Origin of the sequence: Actinokineospora guangxiensis (genome assembly GCF_042657845.1) — a bacterium.
Taxonomy (GTDB): Bacteria; Actinomycetota; Actinomycetes; order Mycobacteriales; family Pseudonocardiaceae; genus Actinokineospora; species Actinokineospora guangxiensis.
In genome coordinates this window covers 295,598-313,153 of the sequence record NZ_JBHSKF010000006.1, presented here as the reverse complement: position 1 = coordinate 313,153, position 17,556 = coordinate 295,598, and the positions used below count along the sequence as shown (strand labels likewise).

Below are 17,556 nucleotides of genomic sequence, written 5' to 3'. Positions count from 1 at the left end.
TGGATGACGGCGTTCGCGTCCGGCCACGGACAGGGGGCTTCCCATGGGTGCGGTGGATTCGTCGGCGGCGTTCTTGATGGCTGCCGACCAGCGGGAACTCTGGGATCGGGTCAACGCTGCCGAGAGCCGAACACCGGTAGAGCCGATCGGGGCCGCTCTCGTCGCGCGGTTCGCCGACCGCGCTGAGCAGACCGCGGTGGTCGCGGCGGGGGCGAGCCTGACCTACCGGGAACTGGCCGAGCGCGCGGGGGCCGTGGCCGACCTGCTGGCAGGCGACCCGACCCCGGTGGCGATCTGCGTGGAGCCGGGGTGGGAACAGGTCGTCGCGGTCGCCGGTGCGCTTGTGGCCGCGGTTCCTTTCGTCGCGGTGTCCCCGTCACTGTCCCAGCCTGCCAGATGGGGGCGGCTCGGTACCGCGGGCGCCCGTCGGGTGCTGACCCAGTCGTGGCTGGTCCAGCGCATGGACTGGCCCGACGGAGTCTCCGCGACAAGCGTCGATGGCCTTGAGCAGGCCGTCGGGTGCCACGTCTCGCCCCCCATGCCCGAGTTGTCCTCGGTCGGGTGCTGGATCGCCGATGGCGCGGACGCGCCGCTGATGCCCCTGACAGTCGCCGCGCTGAGCGGGCCGCTCACCGATGTCGCGGAGCGCTTCGAGGTCGGCGCGCAGGACAGGCTGCTGGCCGTCACCCCCGTCGACGACCCGATCGGGCTGTCCGGGCTGCTGCTCGCCCTCAGCCGCGGGGGCACCCTCGTCATCCCGGAGGACATCGACCTGCGGACCCCGTCGGTCTGGGTCGACCTGATCCGTCGCGAGCGCGTCACCGTCTGGCACTCCACCCCCGCGCTCGCGGCGTTGCTCGTCGAACACGTCGAGCAACGCGGCGATGACCTTCCCGAAACCGTGCGCCTCGCCTTGTTGGGAGGCGAACCGCTCTCGGTGGCGCTGGCCCGGGGTCTGCGCGTGCTCGGTGACGGCCCCAGGGTGGTCAACCTCCTCGCGGGCGGCTTGGCGGGCCTGTGGGCGGCCTGCCACGAGGTGGCCGCCGACATCGACCGCCGCGGACACGTCCCTGCTGGCGCGCCACTGGCGGGCACGCGGGTCTACGTGCTCAACGACGCCCTCGTCCTGTGCCCCGTGTGGGTGACGGGCAGGGTCCACGTCGGCGGCGCGCTCCCCAGCGATATCGGGCAGAGCGGCGTGCGGGCGCCGGTCATGCCGGGCACTGGGGAGCGGGTCCACCGAACCGACCTGCTCGGGCGGTTGCTCCCCGACGGCCAGATCGAAGTGGTCGGTGAGGACGCGACCGCGGTGACCATCGCGGGCCACCCGGTCAACCTCCGCGACATCGAAGCGGCGCTGAGCGCCAATGACGCCCTGCGCTCGGCCGCCGTCGTGCAGGCAGGCGACAGCACCGTCGCCTATGTCAAGCCCGCGGGCGGCGGCGTCACGAGCGCGGACGTCCTCGACCACCTGCGCAGGCGCATGTCGCCGTACCTGCTGCCCGAGCGCGTCGAGTTGGTCGGCGCCTTCCCGCTCACCTCGGGGGGCCGCGTCGACCGTGTCGCCCTCGCCGCGTCCGCCGCTCCACCGACCGCCGCCGCGCCCGCGCCCTCCGGGGCGACCGCGCCCGATGTCGTGCGGCGCGCCTGTGAACTCGCGGCGGCCATCCTCGGCGTGCCCGAGGTCGAGGAGAACGCCAACCTGCTCAACCTGGGCGCCAACTCCGTGCAGATCGTGCGCCTGGCCGTGCAGGCAGAGCAGGAGCTCGGCATCCACGCCGACGTCGAGGAACTGCTCCGCTTCCCTTCCGTCGCCGTTCTCGTGAGCTTCGCCTCGACCGAGACCGCCGAACCGCCGCCGGGCACCGCGGCCGGGTCCGTGGTGACCGAGCTGATCCTCGACCCCGTCGAGCGCGCCGCGTTCACCGAGCGCCAGCCGGGCCTCCGGCGCGCGCTTGCGGGCAGACCCTCCACAGCACTGCCCGCGCTCGACGGCGCGACACGTGCCGCTCTGCGCCGTCGGTCCACCCACCGCGCCTTCACCGGCGGGCCCGTGCCGTTCGAGGCGCTCGCAGCGGTTCTCGGCGTCCTCGCGCGGCTCGACGACGCCGAGGCCACCCCCAAGTACGCCTATCCGTCGGCAGGCACGCTGTACCCGGTGCAGGCCTACCTCACCGTCACGCGCGGGGGCGTCACCGGTCTGGCGGCGGGCTCGTACTACTACCACCCGGTCGATCACCGCCTGGTGTCCGTCGTCGACGGCGCCGCGGTGGACGACGTCGCCCACGCCTGGCTCAACCGGGAACCCTTCCGGTCCTCAGCCTTCTCCCTCTACCTCGTCGCGGCACTCGACGCGATCGCACCCATGTACGGCGCCCGCGCCCGTGATTACTGCCTGATCGAAGCCGGAGCCATGACGCAGCTGCTCATGACGGCCGCGAGCACGGCAGGGCTCGGCCTGTGCCCCGTCGGCGAACTGGACCACACCAAGATCTCCTCCCCGCTGCTCCTCAACGACAGTCACGCCGTCATGCACACCCTGCTCGGCGGCATCCCCGCCGACGACGAGGACGGCACCGAGGCGGAGATGCTCCGCCGCGTCGCCGACCTGCGGAGTCCACCGGAATGAGCGAGCCCCGCCCTGGCTTCCTCGGCGTCCGCAGGCAGGCGGTGGTGCCGGACACCCGCACGTGGGTGCGGACCGAGACGGGCGACGGCACGCTGCCGCTGCGCGTCCACCGCCGCGCGGACACCACTCTCGCCACGTGGGCGGCGGCGAGCAGAGACACCGTCGACGAGTGGCTCGGTGAACACGGCGCCGTGCTCTTCACCGGCTTCGAGGTGACGCTGGACCGCCTGCCCGCGGTCACCGAGGCGCTCGCGGGCACGCCCTTGCCCTATCGCGAACGGTCGACACCGCGAACCCAGCTTGCCGACGGCGTGTACACCTCCACCGAGTACCCGGCAGACCAGACGATCCCCCTGCACAACGAGAACTCCTACCAGCAGACCTATCCCGCCAGGCTGGTCTTCTGCTGCCTGCGCGCGCCGGAGACCGGGGGAAAGACTCCGCTGGCCGACTGCAGACGCGTACTGCGCCGCCTACCGCACGCCGTGGTCGCGAAGTTCCGCGACCTCGGCGTGCGTTACGTCCGCAACTTCCACGACAGCCTCGGCCTGCCGTGGACGGAAGCCTTCCAAACCGACGACCGCGCCGCAGTCGAGCAGTACTGCGCCGAGCACGGAATCCGGGCTGGATGGCGGCCCGACGGCGGTCTGCGCACCGAGCAGGATCGACCCGCCCTCACCCGCCACCCCGTGACCGGCGATGAAGTGTGGTTCAACCACGCCGCGTTCTTCCACGTCACGTCCCTGCCCCCCGACGTCGCCCGAGGGCTGACCGATCGGTTCGCCCCCGAGGATCTGCCCACCAACACCTGCTACGGGGATGGCACGCCCATCGAGGACGACACCCTCGCCATGATCCGCGCCGCCTACGACGCCGAGAAGCACACCGCACCGTGGACGCAGGGCGATCTCCTCCTTGTGGACAACGTTCTCGTCGCCCACGGCCGGGAGCCGTTCACCGGACAGCGCTCCATCGCCGTGTCCATGGCGGGGGCGCTCTCGCACACCGATGCGGGGCACGGGTGAGCGCGGCCGCCAGCGCGGTACGCCGTCGCCTGCTGCGTGGGCACGAGGCGGGGCTGTGGACCGACCCGGAGGTCCGTGCCCTGCGCATCACCGGCGCCGTGGACCACCAGCGCCTACGCGCGGCCATCCACGAGGTCACCGCCGCGCTGCCTGCGCTGCGATTCGGCTACACGGCCCTGCCCCACCTGATGGAGCCGCAGCCCGTGGAGCGCCCTGCCACGGTCGCGCACCACGACCTGGCAGATGAGCGCGACCCGCAGCAGGCTTGCGTCGGCCTCCTCGACATCGACAGGCGCAAGGCGACCGATCCGGTCCGCGACGCCCTCGTCCGCTTCCACATCGCCCGACTCGCCGAACAAGAGTGGGTGCTCGGTCTGGTCGCTGATCCCCTGGCCCTCGACCTGCGCTCGGTCTACCAGGTCCTCGGCGCCGTGGTGCAGGCATATCTGGGCAGGTTCCGTCCGGACGAGCACCCCGAGGCCGCCCACGCCGTGGCGTCGACGGTCCCCGGGACGCCTCGGTGGCGCTGGTGGGAGAGACGCCTCTCCACCTGGACGGGCCGAGAGCCGCTCTCCGCCGTGGTGCGCACCTCCACCAGCGCCGCGAACGCGCAGCGCACCGCGATCCTCCCGCTCGACGGGCGTACTTGGGCTCGGCTCACCTCACTGACCGACGACGCGGGCAACGCGGGCACGCTGTCGATCGTCGCGTTGCTGATGATGTGGCTGCGGGCCCAACAGGGCGCAGGCGGTCCGGCGGTGTTCGGCGGCACCCTCGACCTCCGCGACCTGCTCGGCCTGGGCGCCGCGGTCGGACCGCTGACCGAGCGCATCGTCTACGAGGTCGACCAGACCGATGTGGACCAGCTCTCCTTCCCGGGCGTCGTGCGGCGAGTGCACGCCGGGATGCTCGACGCCGTCGTGCACCACACCGCATACGACGATCTCATCGCGATCGCCGACGCCTGCTCGGCGCCAAGCCCGGACCAGTACGCCGACATCGTCGTGCACTACTGCCGGACCCCGCCCGCGAGCGGCCATACCCGAGACGACCCCGGACTGCGCCGCTACGGGCTGTCGATCGAGCTGTTCGCCGAATCCGACCTCGCCAGTCCTCGGCGACCGGAGGACGTGCGCCCAGCCGGCGCGGCGGCGGTGGAGCTGCGCGTCGCCGAGCACGGGACCGGAATGGCGCTGCTGGTCGACCACGACGCCGCCAGGGTGTCGCCCGCGGTGGTCGACGGCCTCCTCAGCGACTTGGGCAGCATGATCCCCCGGTTCGGCGCCACTCCAGCCGTCCCGCCGAGCTGACATGGCCATCGGTCACGTTTCGTGGACGGCGACGCCGTCCTTCTCCAGATGGAGGCGGCCGGTGCGCAGCTGTGCCGCCGAGGAGCCCGTCTGGGCCATGTAGCGGCGGATCAGGGCCGACTGCCCCGCGTTGGGCCGCAGCACGACCCCGTGGTCATCGGTCTCGACCCGGTCGATGCCCCGCTCCGCGAGGTAGGCCGCCACCTGGTCGGCCGCCGAACGCCTGCTCGCCAGCACGAACGCGCGATCGGCCTCATCGAGACCGGGGTTGAGCACGTCCATCAGCAGGATGAGCCTCGGTTCGTCGCCGTCGTGGCGCACCTCGTGCTCGAACGAGTCGTCGAACACCAGGCACCGCCCTTCCTGCCAGCGCAACTCCCGCCGCCCCACCCGCAGCACCGGACCGGGCGGGACTCGGATGCCCAGGTGGACCCGCAGCTGGGCGTTGGTCCGACCGCAGTGCGGCCGGACCCGGCTCCCCGGCGCCAGCCAGGACAGGGTGATCACGCCGAGCCCGAAGGTCGTCGCCTCCGGGATCTGCTCGACGACCTGCGCGATGAAGGGGAACCTGGCACACGCCTCGTCTTGTCGCCTGCCGCCCTCGTACAGCACGACCTGGTCCCAGCGCCCAGCGTCCAGCAACGGCTCCTCCACGGGCGCGAAACCGCCGTCGCGTCGGGCGAGCACCGCGTCGACCTCCGCCCGGATCTGGGCGAAGTTGCTCTCCAGATGGGCGACGAACCAGAACTCGTCCGCGGAGTGCACCGGCTGCGTGCTTCCGGAGGCGACGTACTCCACCGGGCGCTGCAGCGGGTCGGACCACACCCCTTGCGCCACCGCGAGCGCCACCACCTGCTCGGCGAGATCCGTGCGACCGATCCGGACGAACTCGTCGATGAGGTGGAGGTAGCGCCTGCGCACCTCCGCGCCGAACGCGGTCATCACACCCCACCCAGAACGGAACGGACACCGTCCACCACAGCGCCCACCTCATCGTCATCGAGGCCCTGGTGCAGCGGGAGGCACAGTGTTCGGTCAGCGGCGCTCTCGGCGCCGGGCAGGGAGGACACCGAGCCGTACACGGGCATTCGGTGCAGCGGCAGGTAGCGGAACGTGGTGTAGATGCCCAGTTCGAACAGTCGGGCGGCCAGCGCGTCGCGCCGCTCCGGAGCGAGTTGCAGCCAATAGAGGTAGTGCGAGGAGCGGTGACCGTCCGGAAGCGGCGGCGGGCACAGCACTCCATCGAGGTCCGCGAACTCGTGGTCGTAGCGCTTGGCGATCTCCGAACGCCGTGCCAGGAACTCCGGCAGCCTGCTCAGCTGCACCTGCGCGATCGCGGCGAGGACGTCGTTGCCGAACGAGCGCCTGCCGAAGGCGCGCACGTCGAACTCCCACCAGCGCCCGCCCGCCGCGGCGCTCGCCATGCCGCTCTCCTGGCTCATGCCGATGTTCACCCGGGTGGTGATCGCGGCGCGGAGAGCGGGATCGGGGACGTGCATCATCCCGCCGTCGCCGCCGACGACGATCTTCATGGGGTCGAAGCTCCACACGCCGATGTCGCCGAACGTGCCGCACGCCGTGCCACCCACCGCGGAAGCGACCGAGCACGCGGCGTCCTCGACCAGGGCGACGCCCCGTTCGCGGCAGAACGCGGCGATCTCGGCGATGCCGCCGGGGGAGCCGCCGTAGTGCAGCACCAGGACCGCGCGGGTCCGCGGACCGGTGCGCCGTTCGACGTCGTCGACCGCGGGGTTGAGCGAGCGGGGGTCGACGTCGCAGAAGACCGGCGTCGCGCCGCGGGCGGCGATCGCGTTGGCGGCGCCGACGAAACTGACCGCGGGCAGCACCACTTCGTCTCCCGGGCCCACGCCGAGCGCCTCCATCGCCAGGAAGAGCCCTTCGGTGCACGAGGTGACGGAGACCAGGTGCTCCGGGGCCACGCCGATGTGGGACCCGAACGCGTCGATGAACGCCTTGGTGCGCGGTCCGCGGCCCACCCAGCCGGAGGCGAACACCTCGCCAACGGCGGCCAACTCCGCCTCGCCGAGCGTCGGCTGGAACACGTTGATCATGGGCGTGCCTCCCATTGAGGTTTATACACACTCAGGGCCGCATCCAACAGGTTTGCCTGTAAAGTCCGGCCGGTGGAGGTCGACCTGTCCGCGCTGCTCCAGCGGCTGCCCGGCCGGGAGGCCTGCGTCATCGGGGACGTCATCCTCGACCGCTACGAACGCGGCCGGTCCCACCGGTTGTGCCGGGAGGCGCCGGTTCCCGCCGTGGAACTGACCGCCACCGACGACTGTCCAGGAGGCGCCGGCAACACGGCGGTCAACATCACCGCACTCGGCGGCAGGGCGACCCTGATCTCGGCGGTCGGCCATGACGTGGACGGCCGGACCTTGACGGCGGCTCTCGAAGCACACGGGGTCACGGCCAGACTGACCCGGTCCGCGGAGCGGACCACGCCGTTCCGGCGACGGATCGTCGTCGGCGACCGCATGCTGCTGCGCGTCGACGGCGGCACCACCGCGGCCTTGCCGACAGCACAGATCCACTGGACCGAGATGGAACTGCGCGCTCTGCCCGAGACCGCGAGGGCGCTGGTGGTCAGCGACTACGGCTGCGGAGTGGTGACACCGCGAACCCGGTCGGTGCTGGTCGGCATGCGCGAGCGCTTCGAGCTGGTGGTCGTCGACACCAAGACCCCGGCCGCGTTCGCGGCGCTGCGGCCGGACGCGGTCACCCCCGACTACGCCGAAGCGGTGGCTCTCCTGGGCCTTCCCGTGCTCAACGGCGACGCGGACCGCGCGGCACAGGTGACCGAACGGGGCTCGGACCTGCTCGCCGCCACCGGCGCCCGCTCGGTCCTGGTGACCCTCGGCGCGGCAGGGGTGGTGCTGTTCGAACCGGGCAGACCCGCGTTCCGCGCCCGTCCGCCGGACCGTTCCGACCAAACCGTCGTCGGCACCGGGGACGCCTTCGCCGCGGCGCTCACCCTCGCGCTGTCCGCGGGCGCCGACCCGGTCGCCGCCGCCGAACTCGCCACCGCCGCCGCCGCGGGCTCGGCCGTCGGCGCCGCGAAGCGGGTGGAGACGGCCGTGGTCGACCCCGACGCGCTTCGACGCCAGTGGCTCGGCACCGCCAAGGTGCTGCACCCCGACGACCTGCGGCGGTGGGGGAGCGACCGCCGAGCCGAAGGCAGGCGCGTGGTCTTCACCAACGGCTGCTTCGACTTGGTGCACGAAGGTCACATCACCCTGCTCAGCCAGGCCAAGGCGCTCGGTGACGTGCTGGTCGTCGCCGTCAACGACGACGAGAGCGTCCGCGCGCTCAAGGGTGAGGACCGGCCGGTCATCGACCTCGCGGGACGGCTGCGGCTGCTGTCGGCGCTGAGCTGCGTCGACCACGTCGTGGCGTTCGGCGGACCGAGCCCGGCCCCGCTGATCCGCGCGATGCGCCCGGACGTGTTCGTCAAGGGCGGGGACTACACGGCGCGGACGCTGCCGGAAGCTCCGCTGCTCGCCGAGCTCGGCGTCGAAGTGCGGCTGTTGGGGCACTTGCCCGGCCGCTCGACGACCCAGATCATCGACCAGGTCAGATCCAGCGCCACCGACTCCCGGTGAGGTGCCATGCCCGCCACGTACGAGGGCCACGAGCCGTACGACACCCTGCTGCGGATCATCGCGCACCACACCGGCCGGCAGGTCGACGAGCTGCGACCGGAGACCCCCGTCCGGGAGCTGGCCATCGACTCCATCACCGCCGCCGAGATCGTCTCCCAGGCAGAGGAGGCGGTCGGCGCGACGATCAGCCTCCACCGCGTCCTTGACGACTGGTCCGCCTTGACCGTCGACGGACTGGTCCGCGGTCTGGCCGAAGGAGTGGACGGGCACGGCCGCGACGATTGACACCCGTCGCGGCGAATGCTCTGCTGGACCGGTGACGCGGACCGTGTCGACAACCGATCGGTCGACTCCTGCCCCCGAGGACGCCGCTGCCGCGGACGGCACGCAGGCGGCTTGCGCCGTCCTGCTCATCTCCACCTACGACCTGGGGCACCAGCCCTTCGGGCTCGCCTCACCCGCCAGCTGGCTCCGCGCCGCCGGATGCGAGGTCACCACCCTGGACCTCGCCATCGACACCCTCGATCCGGACGCGGTCGGCGAAGCCGACCTGATCGCCCTCTACCTGCCCATGCACACCGCGACCAGGCTCGGCATGTCCGTGTTGGATCGCCTGCGCGAGCTGGGCGTCCGCGCCCACCTGTGCGCCTACGGGCTCTACGCACCGGCCAACGAGACGCTGCTGCGGGCCAAGGGCGTGCAGACCGTCCTCGGCGGCGAGTTCGAGGAGCAGCTGGTCACCCTCGCCAGGCGTGTGCGGACCTCGGAGCGGCCCGACGACTCTGCGACCGCGGACAAGCGGGACCTCCCGCTGATCACGCTGGACCGCCTGTCCTTCCGGGTGCCCGATCGTCAGGGACTGCCCACACTGGACCGTTACGGCGCCATGACCTTCCCCGGCTCCGACGACCGGGTCGTCGCCTACACCGAAGCCACGAGAGGCTGCAAGCACCTGTGCAGGCACTGCCCGGTGGTGCCGGTGTACAAGGGAAAGTTCCGCGTCGTCCAGCGAGAGGTCGTGCTCGGCGACATCGAGCACCAGATCCGGGCAGGCGCACAGCACATCACCTTCGGCGACCCGGACTTCTTCAACGGCCCCGCCCACGCGATGGCCCTTGTCCGCGAACTGCACCAGCGGCACCCGACGATCACCTACGACGTGGTCATCAAGATCCAGCACCTGGTCGATCACGACGACCTGCTGCCGGAACTCGCGCGCACCGGGTGCGTGCTGGTCACCAGCGCGGTGGAGGCGTTCGACGAGCACACTCTGGAGGTCTTCGACAAGCGGCACACCCGCGAGGACTTCGCCAGGGCGGTCGCTCTGCTGAGGGCCTCGGGCATCGCGTTCGCACCGACGTTCGTGGCGTTCACCCCGTGGACGACCAGGGAGTCCTACATCGACTTCCTCACGTCCATCCACGAGTTCGGCCTGGTCGGCAACGTGCCGCCGGTGCAGTACGCGATCCGCCTCCTGGTCCCGAGGGAGTCCAGGCTCCTGGAGTGGCCGGGCATGCTCGACTTCCTCGGCGAGTTCGACGACGAGGCGCTCAGCCACCCGTGGGTGCACCCCGACCCGCTCGTCGACCGGCTCCAGGAGGAGGTCTTCGCCCTCGTCGACGAGCACGGCGCGACGGCGTCGCGAGCCGAGGTGTTCGCCATGATCTGCGCTAGGACCGCGGAGCTGGTGGGTCAGCCGCTGGCGCAACGGCTGCTGTCGCTCGACCCCGCGGACGAGGTGGAGCAGATCCCGCAGCCTTCCGAACCGTGGTTCTGCTGCGCCGAACCGGGCCGCAACCAGTGGGACATCGTCTGATGCGACCGGCGTCTGATGCGACCGGCGTCTGATGCGACCGGCGTCTGACGTGACCGGCGACGACAGCGGCGGGTCAGGGGAGTAGGGCGAAGTCGTCAGGCGGCCCGAACTTCAGCTCGTCGCGGCAGAACGCGTCCCATTCGGGAGTGCCGCCGGGGAAGACGACGTCCTCGCCGGGCCAGATCGATCGGGTGACGGTGCGGTCGTCGTGGACGAACACCACGGCGTCGTCGTCCATCGGCTCGCCTGACGGTTCTTCCGACCACCCGGCGAACCGGCGGAGGTCGGACACCACGTACGCCTTGCAGTACGGCCGCCAGACGTGGCGCTCGGCCGAGGCGGGATCCGCGGCTTCCTCGGCCTCCCGCAGCACCGCGGCCGCTTCCCGGTGCCCGGCGGCAAGGGCGATCTCGTAGGCCGTGCGCAGTTCACGGCCGGTGGCCGTCGGGTCGGCTCCCGCCGCGAGCAGCAGGCGGACGGAGCGGACGTCGCCGGCCCCGCCCGCGTGGTCGAGGGGGCTCCAGTCCTCGGTGTCCCGGGCGTTCGGGTCCGCACCCGCGTCGAGGGCGGCGGACACGGCGTCGGGACCGCGGCGAGCCGCGGCGGTCAGCGCGAGCGCGTCACCGGTCATGCTGTCGTTCCCCTTCCAGAACCGACGGCGAGCACACGATCGGCGGTCTCCTGGGCGAGCCCGCGATCCTCGACCAGGTGTGCGCGCACCAGGCTCGCCGACCTCGCGGGGTCCAGACCCAGGTGGGCCAGTTCCGTCTCCAAGGCTCGCACGCGTCCACCGTAGGAGGAGGGGAGGAGGTCGACGATCGGAGCCATCATGGCGTGTTCGGCCGCGAGGTACATGCCGCGCAGCCGGGGCGAGTGGAACCACCGCTGGTAGTAGCTCACCCCGCCCACGTGCACGACTTCGTCGGATAGGTCCTGCTGCCAGACGGGGGCCTCGGGGTTGATCGTGTGCTGTGTCCGGTGCGCCAGCGGTCTGACCCGTTCGGTGCGGTATCCACCCGCGTACGCGCCGACCTGGAAGGCGACGAGCGTGTCGAAGAAGGGGGCCTCACCGGGTGGCAGCGGTTTGCCGTCGTCGCCGGGGGGAAGCACCTTCAACAGGACCTCGCGCTGCCGCGCGCTCGGCACGCGGCAGTAGTCCCGGGGGTGCAGCAGCGAGATCGTGGCGCCTTCCCAGTCGTAGTTCGCCGGACTGAGGTAGGAGTCCTTGGCGCGCAGGTCCGCCACGGCGTCGGCGTTGATGAAGGCGAAGTGCGTGCACGCGATCGGTTCACCGGAGTCGGTCTCGTAGGTCCAGATGCCGTTCATGGCGACGTCGGGTGCCAGGGTCGCCATGTCGCGGAAGAGGTCCGGGTTGAGCACGAAGCAGTCGATGTCGAGATAGCCGAAGCCGCGGCGGTTGCAGTCGAAGAGGAAGTCCCAGGTGGTGTTGTCGTCGACGCCGAGCTCGATGTTGTGCAACGGCCGCGAGGTGTTGTCCCGCAGCCACGCCTGCTCCTCCGCGGGAAGGGCCGATCCGATGAACACCAGGTTGACGTCATCGGGGACCAGCCGTTCGGCGTTGCGCACCCAGTGCAGCAAGCCTTGCGTGAAGAACATGAAGAACGGGGGCCGGTCGGGATCCAGACCGTCGATGAACGCCCGTATGCGCCGCAGCTCGGGGACTTCCTCACGGCGACGCAGCCGGTGCTTGACCTCTCGGGTCAGTCGCGAGGGCACGGCTTTCGACGCCGCCGAGCGCACTCGCGCGCCGAGCCCCACGGGGGCGCCTGCGAAGGCCAGGACGTTGCCCCATTCGTCGCGCACCTCCAAGGTCTTGTCGGACACGGCGGTGATGCCCAGACCGACCTGGATTCGCGCGCCTCGGGCGCGCATGGACTCGGCGACCGCCTCGATGTCGTCGACGAAGAACAGCGCGTCCCAGTGCAGGCCGCCCAGCCGCCGGTGCGAGAACTCCGCCACTCCGCCGGGTGCCAGTTGGAGGAGCACCTGACCGTGGCGCCCGCTCAGCAGCGCGGATGTGGGCGGCTCTCCGAAGCGGTCGGCCGTGGCGAAGCCGAGCACGTCGCGGTAGTGCGCGACGGCGCGCTCGACGTCGTCCACCAGCAGGCACGGGACGCCGCGTGCGGGGCGCAACACGCGCGCAATGATATCCTGATTCCCGGATATGCCGCTAGCGTCGGCCCAGTCGTCCGGAGGCTGGTTTGCCCGTCACCATGCACGAGATGTTCTGGCGGCAGGTCGCCGACCACCCCGATCGAGTGGCCGTGGTCGACAGCGCCCAGCATCTGACCTATCGGGCGTTGGGCCGGCGCGCGCGGGCGTGGACGTGGCGATTACAGAAGGCCGGGGTCGGGCACGGCGACCTCGTGGGTGTCCACCTGGACCGGTCGGCGGACCTGGTCGCGGCGATGCTCGGGGTGCTCACCGCGGGCGCCGCGTACGTGCCTCTCGACCCGGCCTATCCGCGCGAGCGCCTCGACTACATGGTCGCCGACGCCGGCATGGCGGTCCTCGTCACGGCGGATCCCACGCTCGCCGGACCGCGCGGCGCGGACGTGCCGGTCATCGCCCCCGGTGACATCCCACGGGAACAGCCTCATCCGACGCGCGTGGCTCCGATGCACGCGGACCACCTCGCCTACGTCCTCTACACCTCGGGGTCGACCGGCGCGCCCAAAGGCGTCGGCATCACCCACGCCAACGCCGTCGACCTCCTGCGGTGGTCCGCGACGATGTTCGGCGTCGAGTTGGACCGGGTGCTCGCGTCGACCTCCGTCTGCTTCGACTGCTCCATCCTGGAGATCTTCGGTCCGCTCAGCACCGGCGGGACGACCGTCGTCGGCTCGGGTCCCGAGGCCGTCGCCGACGGCTCCCACGCCGCCGCGGTCCGCTTGATCCACACTGTTCCCTCGGTGGTCGCCGACCTGCTGCGCACCGGAAGACTGCCGAGCTCGGTCACCACCGCGATCGTCGGCGGAGAAGCGCTCCTGCCCGCCGTGGTCGAGCGGATCTACTCCGGCAGCGCCATCCAACGTCTGGTGAACCTCTACGGCCCGACCGAGTACACCAGCTACGCCACCGCCGCGGTGGTCCCGCGCTCGCCGGACGACCACGCCGTCCCGCCCATCGGGCGTCCTGTCGCCAACACCGACATCCACATCATCACCGAGCACGGCCTCCTCGCGGGCAGCGGCACGGGGGAGTTGGCCATCGCGGGGGCGGGCCTGGCCCGCGGCTACCTGGGAAAGCCCGCCCTCACGGCGGAACGGTTCGTGCCCGAACCAGCGGGCGGCGAACCGGGCAGACGCATGTACCGGACCGGGGACCTCGGGCACCGCGACGCCGATGGCCTGCTGTTCTTCCTCGGCCGCGTCGACGACCAGATCAAGCACCGGGGCGTGCGCATCGAGCCCGCCGAGATCGAGCAGGCGCTGATGGCCGTGCCAGGCGTCGCCGAAGCCGCGGTCGTGCAGGCCGACGTGCTGGGCAGGTCCGTGCTCGGCGCCTTCGTCGCGCCGGATCGGCCCGGAGGGCTCGACGGCGTCGACCTGCGCGCGCACCTGCGCGCGAGCCTGCCGTCCCCGCTCGTGCCCGAAGTCGTCACCGAACTCGACCGGCTGCCCAGGACGCCGAACGGCAAGCTCGACCGGGCGAACCTGCCCGCCGTGCGGCTCCCCGCGGCGGCGCCGTGCGCCTCAGCGGTCGACGCCACATCATCGTGGGTGCCCGTCCTGGCGCGGATGTGGGCGGAGGCGATCGGGGTCGCCGAGGTGGACCCGTCCGCCGACATCTTCGACATCGGCGGACATTCGCTGGCCGCCCTGCGGGTGCGCGGTGGGATCACGGCGCTGCTCGGAGAGGAGCCGCCCGCGCGCCTGCTGTTCACGACCCCCACCGTCAACGCCCTCGCCCAGGAACTCGACCGCTGCTACGGTCCCCCTCCTCCCGCAGGCTCCCCCCGCTCGGTTCCCCTGCCCCAGCCGACCGAACCGGGACCGCTGTCCCCGACCCAACGCGCGGTACTCGACTGGACCGTCGAGCGGCCCGACGCCGCGGACCTGCTGCTCCCGCTCGTCGTGCGTGTCCGCGGGCCCATCGGGCTGCGCGCGCTCGGCAACGCTCTGCTGGACCTGCAGCGCAGGCACCACATCCTGCGCACCGTGGTCGAGAACGAGCCCGCCGCACCGCCGCGGTTCGTCCGGCTGCCGCGCGCGGCGGCACAAGCGCGGCTCCTCGACCTGTCCGGGCTCCCCGCGGCCCTCGCCGAATCGACCGCGCGCCAGGTCGCCGAAGAGGTCTCCACCGCCCCCATGCGGCTCTCCGCAGGGCCGCCGATACGGGCGACCTTGATCCGTCTCGGCCGACAGGACCTCGTCCTCGCACTCGCGATCCACCGCATCGCGGCCGACGCCTGGTCCGTCGAGCTGGTCAGCCACGAGATCCTGCGCGCTTACGGAGCCGCGATCACCGGCGAGCCCGCCGTCTTGCCCGAACCGGTGCACTACTCCGACTGGGCGGCCGAGCAGCGCCGCGCGCTGGCGAGCGAGTCCGGCCGCGCCCAACTGGACCGGTGGACGACCCGGCTCGCGGGCGTGACCCCCTTGGCGTTGACCGCCGGCGCGCGGATCCCCGGTCCCGCCGAACCCACCCGCGCCTTCGCCGCCGTGCCCGCCGAGACGCTCACCCTGGTCGACGCCCTCGCCCGCGCCGAGCGCGCCACCCCCTTCATGGTCTACGCCGCCGCGTACGCCGTGCTGCTGCGGGTTCTGACCGGGCAGAGCGACCTGGTCATCGGCTGCCCGACCGCCGGACGCGACCACCCCGGACTGACCGAGGTGATCGGGCCTTGCGCGGAGTCCTTCCCCCTGCGCTGCGACCTCGCGGCGGTCTCCACCTTCCGCGGACTCGTCGGGCAGGTGCGGGATCGGGCCGTCGAGGCGTTCGGGGACGCGGACGTCCCCTTCGCGGTCCTCGCCGACCGGCTCGGCGCCGCAGCCGGTCGTCACCCCGCCTACCAGGCGGCCATCGTGCTGCAACAGGGCCAGTCGCTGCTCAACCCCAACCACCGCGAGGACGTCTTCGGGGCGGCCGCGGTCGGCGGGGTGGACATCGGGCCGTTCCTCGACCAACCGCCCGGAACGGCCCTCGACGTCGAGTTGATGCTGTTCCCTCGCGACCGCGACGTCGAGGTGGTCCTCGACTGCAGGCCCGATGCCGTGGCCCCGGCCAGGGTCGCCTCCCTGGCCGAGGGCTTCGCCGAACTCCTCGGACACCTCTGCGGTGCGCCCGACGGCGGGCTGACCTCGGTCGGAGCAGCGGGAGACGAGCTCGGAGGGGCATTCAACAGGAAAACCTGATAAGGGCCTTGTGTCGCCGTTCGGGCACGTGGTCCAGTACATCCATGGCGGCCACGATCGGCGTCATCGGGCTGGGCAAGCTCGGCCTCCCGGTGGCGGTGACCCTCGCGATGCGGGGGCACAAGGTGTTGGGCTACGACAAGAACCCGGATCGGATGAGCGTGTCCGCGCTCTCGCCCCACGAGCGCGGCATCGACGGCTCCACCGCGCTGGCCGACGCCGCCGACGCATCGCTGCCCCTGCGGTTCGCACCCCTGAAAGACCTCCTCGTCGAGGTGGACTGCGTCTTCGTCCTGGTCGAGACACCGCACCAGCCCGCGTACGAGGGCACCACCCCGCTGCCCGAGTCCCGCGCGGACTTCAGCTACGACGCGCTGACCAGCGTCCTGGTCGACATCGCCCGCCACGCGCCGCGCCCGATGGAGATCGGCGTGATGTCCACGGTGCTGCCCGGCACCGTCCGGGCCAGGGTGCTCCCCCTCGTCGGGGGGCACGACATCGTCTACTGCCCGCAGTTCGTCGCGATGGGGACGGTCGCCGCGGACCTGTGCGCGCCCGAGTTCACCCTGATGGGCTGCGAGGGCACTCCGGCGCCGACCGTGGAATCCGTCCTAAGGGGACTCGGCGGCGCGGCGCCCGTGCTCGTGATGGACTACGAGAGCGCCGAACTGGCCAAGATGGTCTACAACACCTACATCAGCGCCAAGGTCACCATCGCCAACACCGTGCAGCGCATGGCGCACGAGGTCGGGGCGGACGCCGCGGCCGTCTACCAGGTCATCGCGGCCGCCGACCGCAGGATCCTCGGCCCGGCCTACGTCGGCCCCGGCATGGGCGACGGCGGTCCCTGCCACCCCCGCGACAACATCGCCTTGTCCTGGCTGGCCCGCGGGGTCGGTGACGGTTCCGACCTCTTCACCGCCGTCATGCGGTCTCGCCAGGCCTACGTCGAGTGGCTGGGCGACCTCTTCGTCGACCTCGCAGGCGGCAGGCCGCTGGTCCTGCTCGGGACCGCGTTCAAGCCCGGTACCGACATCGAGGCAGGCAGTTCCTCCGTACTCATGGCCACCCAGCTCCGGCTGGCGGGCAGGCAGGTGAGGGTCGTCCCCGGTCCAGCGGACCTCGGGCCGCTGGAAGCGGAGCCTGCGGCGTACTTCATCGGCAATCCGGAGAAGGAGTTCGTCGACCACGACTTCCCCCCGGGGTCGGTGGTGGTGGACCCCTGGCACCGTGTCGCGGACCGTCCGGACGTGGCGGTGCACCGGGTCGGCGAGGGACCCCGTCAAGTTGCCCGCCGATGAGACCTGTTGTATCAGGTTTGCCTGTTCTACCATCCGCACATGGACCCGGTAGTCGCCGAAGGCGATGGCACGTCCGGCACGGCACTGATGGACGATTCCGTGCCGCTCGCCCGGTTCTTCAAGGTCCTGTCCGATCCGACCAGGGTCGCGATCCTGCGCCTGCTCTTGGAGCGCGAACGCAGCGTCGGCGAGATCGTCGAGATCCTCCAGGTGCCGCAGAGCCGCGTCTCCAACCACATGGCCTGCCTGCGGTGGTGCCACTTCGTCGAGGTCGAGCGCGAATCGCGGCGGGCCATCTACCGGATCGCGGACCCGAGGCTGGCCGACGTGCTCGCGGCGGCAGGCGTGGTCGCCGACGACCTCCGCGAATGCCTGCTGTCCTGCAACCGAATCGGACCGGCCTGGATCTGATAGCGCCTGTGCCCCTGCGTCGCGGAGGAGATCAGAGTGGAGGAGACAGCGCCTGCGGGTTTC

At 71.7% G+C, this 17,556-nt stretch carries 13 protein-coding genes; 9 read left to right on the top strand and 4 right to left on the bottom strand.

What is annotated here, in order from left to right; genetic code table 11:
- Window positions 1-43: 43 nt before the first annotated feature.
- The 3 genes from ACFPM7_RS15585 to ACFPM7_RS15575 are packed head-to-tail and all read left to right on the top strand — an operon-like array spanning window position 44 to window position 4,964.
- The gene (locus tag ACFPM7_RS15585) at window positions 44-2,629 is read left to right on the top strand and encodes an AMP-binding protein (RefSeq protein ID WP_378248327.1); all 2,586 of its coding nucleotides are present in this window, start codon (window positions 44-46) and stop codon (window positions 2,627-2,629) included.
- Window positions 2,626-3,654, top strand: a complete 1,029-nt coding sequence (locus ACFPM7_RS15580) for a TauD/TfdA family dioxygenase (protein ID WP_378248326.1) — start codon at window positions 2,626-2,628, stop codon at window positions 3,652-3,654. Before ACFPM7_RS15585 ends, ACFPM7_RS15580 begins: the two co-directional genes overlap by 4 nt.
- Entirely contained in the window at window positions 3,651-4,964 is a 1,314-nt protein-coding gene (locus ACFPM7_RS15575; protein ID WP_378248325.1) for a condensation domain-containing protein, read from the top strand. Before ACFPM7_RS15580 ends, ACFPM7_RS15575 begins: the two co-directional genes overlap by 4 nt.
- Window positions 4,965-4,976: 12 nt before the next feature.
- On the opposite strand, the gene ACFPM7_RS15570 is transcribed toward ACFPM7_RS15575, so the two are convergent.
- Both ACFPM7_RS15570 and ACFPM7_RS15565 read right to left on the bottom strand, forming a co-directional pair.
- Window positions 4,977-5,906, bottom strand: coding sequence for an aspartyl/asparaginyl beta-hydroxylase domain-containing protein (locus tag ACFPM7_RS15570; protein WP_378248324.1), 930 nt, complete (start codon window positions 5,904-5,906; stop codon window positions 4,977-4,979).
- Window positions 5,906-7,036, bottom strand: coding sequence for a DegT/DnrJ/EryC1/StrS family aminotransferase (locus tag ACFPM7_RS15565; protein ID WP_378248323.1), 1,131 nt, complete (start codon window positions 7,034-7,036; stop codon window positions 5,906-5,908). The genes ACFPM7_RS15570 and ACFPM7_RS15565 overlap by 1 nt, the downstream gene beginning before the upstream one ends.
- A 72-nt stretch (window positions 7,037-7,108) precedes the next feature.
- Here ACFPM7_RS15565 and ACFPM7_RS15560 point away from each other — a divergent pair, with 72 nt between their 5' ends.
- The 3 genes from ACFPM7_RS15560 to ACFPM7_RS15550 are packed head-to-tail and all read left to right on the top strand — an operon-like array spanning window position 7,109 to window position 10,403.
- Window positions 7,109-8,587: a PfkB family carbohydrate kinase gene (locus tag ACFPM7_RS15560; protein WP_378248322.1), complete on the top strand. Its 1,479-nt coding sequence runs from the start codon at window positions 7,109-7,111 to the stop codon at window positions 8,585-8,587.
- A 6-nt stretch (window positions 8,588-8,593) separates the two neighbouring features.
- Window positions 8,594-8,872 (top strand): acyl carrier protein, encoded by a 279-nt coding sequence (locus tag ACFPM7_RS15555; RefSeq protein WP_378248321.1) that lies wholly within the window; start codon window positions 8,594-8,596, stop codon window positions 8,870-8,872.
- A gap of 43 nt (window positions 8,873-8,915) precedes the next feature.
- Window positions 8,916-10,403 (top strand): CUAEP/CCAEP-tail radical SAM (seleno)protein, encoded by a 1,488-nt coding sequence (locus tag ACFPM7_RS15550; protein WP_465251839.1) that lies wholly within the window; start codon window positions 8,916-8,918, stop codon window positions 10,401-10,403.
- A gap of 73 nt (window positions 10,404-10,476) precedes the next feature.
- On the opposite strand, the gene ACFPM7_RS15545 is transcribed toward ACFPM7_RS15550, so the two are convergent.
- Both ACFPM7_RS15545 and ACFPM7_RS15540 read right to left on the bottom strand, forming a co-directional pair.
- Window positions 10,477-11,034: an ankyrin repeat domain-containing protein gene (locus tag ACFPM7_RS15545; protein ID WP_378248320.1), complete on the bottom strand. Its 558-nt coding sequence runs from the start codon at window positions 11,032-11,034 to the stop codon at window positions 10,477-10,479.
- On the bottom strand, window positions 11,031-12,560 hold the full coding sequence (locus ACFPM7_RS15540) for a VOC family protein (RefSeq protein ID WP_378248319.1): 1,530 nt from the start codon (window positions 12,558-12,560) through the stop codon (window positions 11,031-11,033). The genes ACFPM7_RS15545 and ACFPM7_RS15540 overlap by 4 nt, the downstream gene beginning before the upstream one ends.
- An 86-nt stretch (window positions 12,561-12,646) precedes the next feature.
- Between ACFPM7_RS15540 and ACFPM7_RS15535 the strand changes: the two genes are divergently transcribed.
- The 3 genes from ACFPM7_RS15535 to ACFPM7_RS15525 are packed head-to-tail and all read left to right on the top strand — an operon-like array spanning window position 12,647 to window position 17,493.
- Complete coding sequence (locus ACFPM7_RS15535) at window positions 12,647-15,781, top strand: amino acid adenylation domain-containing protein (RefSeq protein WP_378248318.1); 3,135 nt, start codon at window positions 12,647-12,649, stop codon at window positions 15,779-15,781.
- 44 nt (window positions 15,782-15,825) lie between these two features.
- Window positions 15,826-17,082, top strand: a complete 1,257-nt coding sequence (locus ACFPM7_RS15530) for an NAD(P)-binding domain-containing protein (protein WP_378248317.1) — start codon at window positions 15,826-15,828, stop codon at window positions 17,080-17,082.
- A 39-nt stretch (window positions 17,083-17,121) separates the two neighbouring features.
- Window positions 17,122-17,493: an ArsR/SmtB family transcription factor gene (locus ACFPM7_RS15525; RefSeq protein ID WP_378248316.1), complete on the top strand. Its 372-nt coding sequence runs from the start codon at window positions 17,122-17,124 to the stop codon at window positions 17,491-17,493.
- The last annotated feature ends 63 nt before the right edge of the window (window positions 17,494-17,556 follow it).

Excerpts from the sequence above, each read along its gene's own strand:
- ACFPM7_RS15585 (WP_378248327.1), top strand. The coding sequence starts at position 44 with ATGGGTGCGGTGGATTCGTCGGCGGCGTTCTTGATGGCTGCCGACCAG.
- ACFPM7_RS15580 (WP_378248326.1), top strand. The coding sequence starts at position 2,626 with ATGAGCGAGCCCCGCCCTGGCTTCCTCGGCGTCCGCAGGCAGGCGGTG.
- ACFPM7_RS15570 (WP_378248324.1), bottom strand. The coding sequence starts at position 5,906 with ATGACCGCGTTCGGCGCGGAGGTGCGCAGGCGCTACCTCCACCTCATC.
- ACFPM7_RS15565 (WP_378248323.1), bottom strand. The coding sequence starts at position 7,036 with ATGATCAACGTGTTCCAGCCGACGCTCGGCGAGGCGGAGTTGGCCGCC.
- ACFPM7_RS15555 (WP_378248321.1), top strand. The coding sequence starts at position 8,594 with ATGCCCGCCACGTACGAGGGCCACGAGCCGTACGACACCCTGCTGCGG.
- ACFPM7_RS15545 (WP_378248320.1), bottom strand. The coding sequence starts at position 11,034 with ATGACCGGTGACGCGCTCGCGCTGACCGCCGCGGCTCGCCGCGGTCCC.
- ACFPM7_RS15535 (WP_378248318.1), top strand. The coding sequence starts at position 12,647 with ATGTTCTGGCGGCAGGTCGCCGACCACCCCGATCGAGTGGCCGTGGTC.
- ACFPM7_RS15530 (WP_378248317.1), top strand. The coding sequence starts at position 15,826 with ATGGCGGCCACGATCGGCGTCATCGGGCTGGGCAAGCTCGGCCTCCCG.
- ACFPM7_RS15525 (WP_378248316.1), top strand. The coding sequence starts at position 17,122 with ATGGACCCGGTAGTCGCCGAAGGCGATGGCACGTCCGGCACGGCACTG.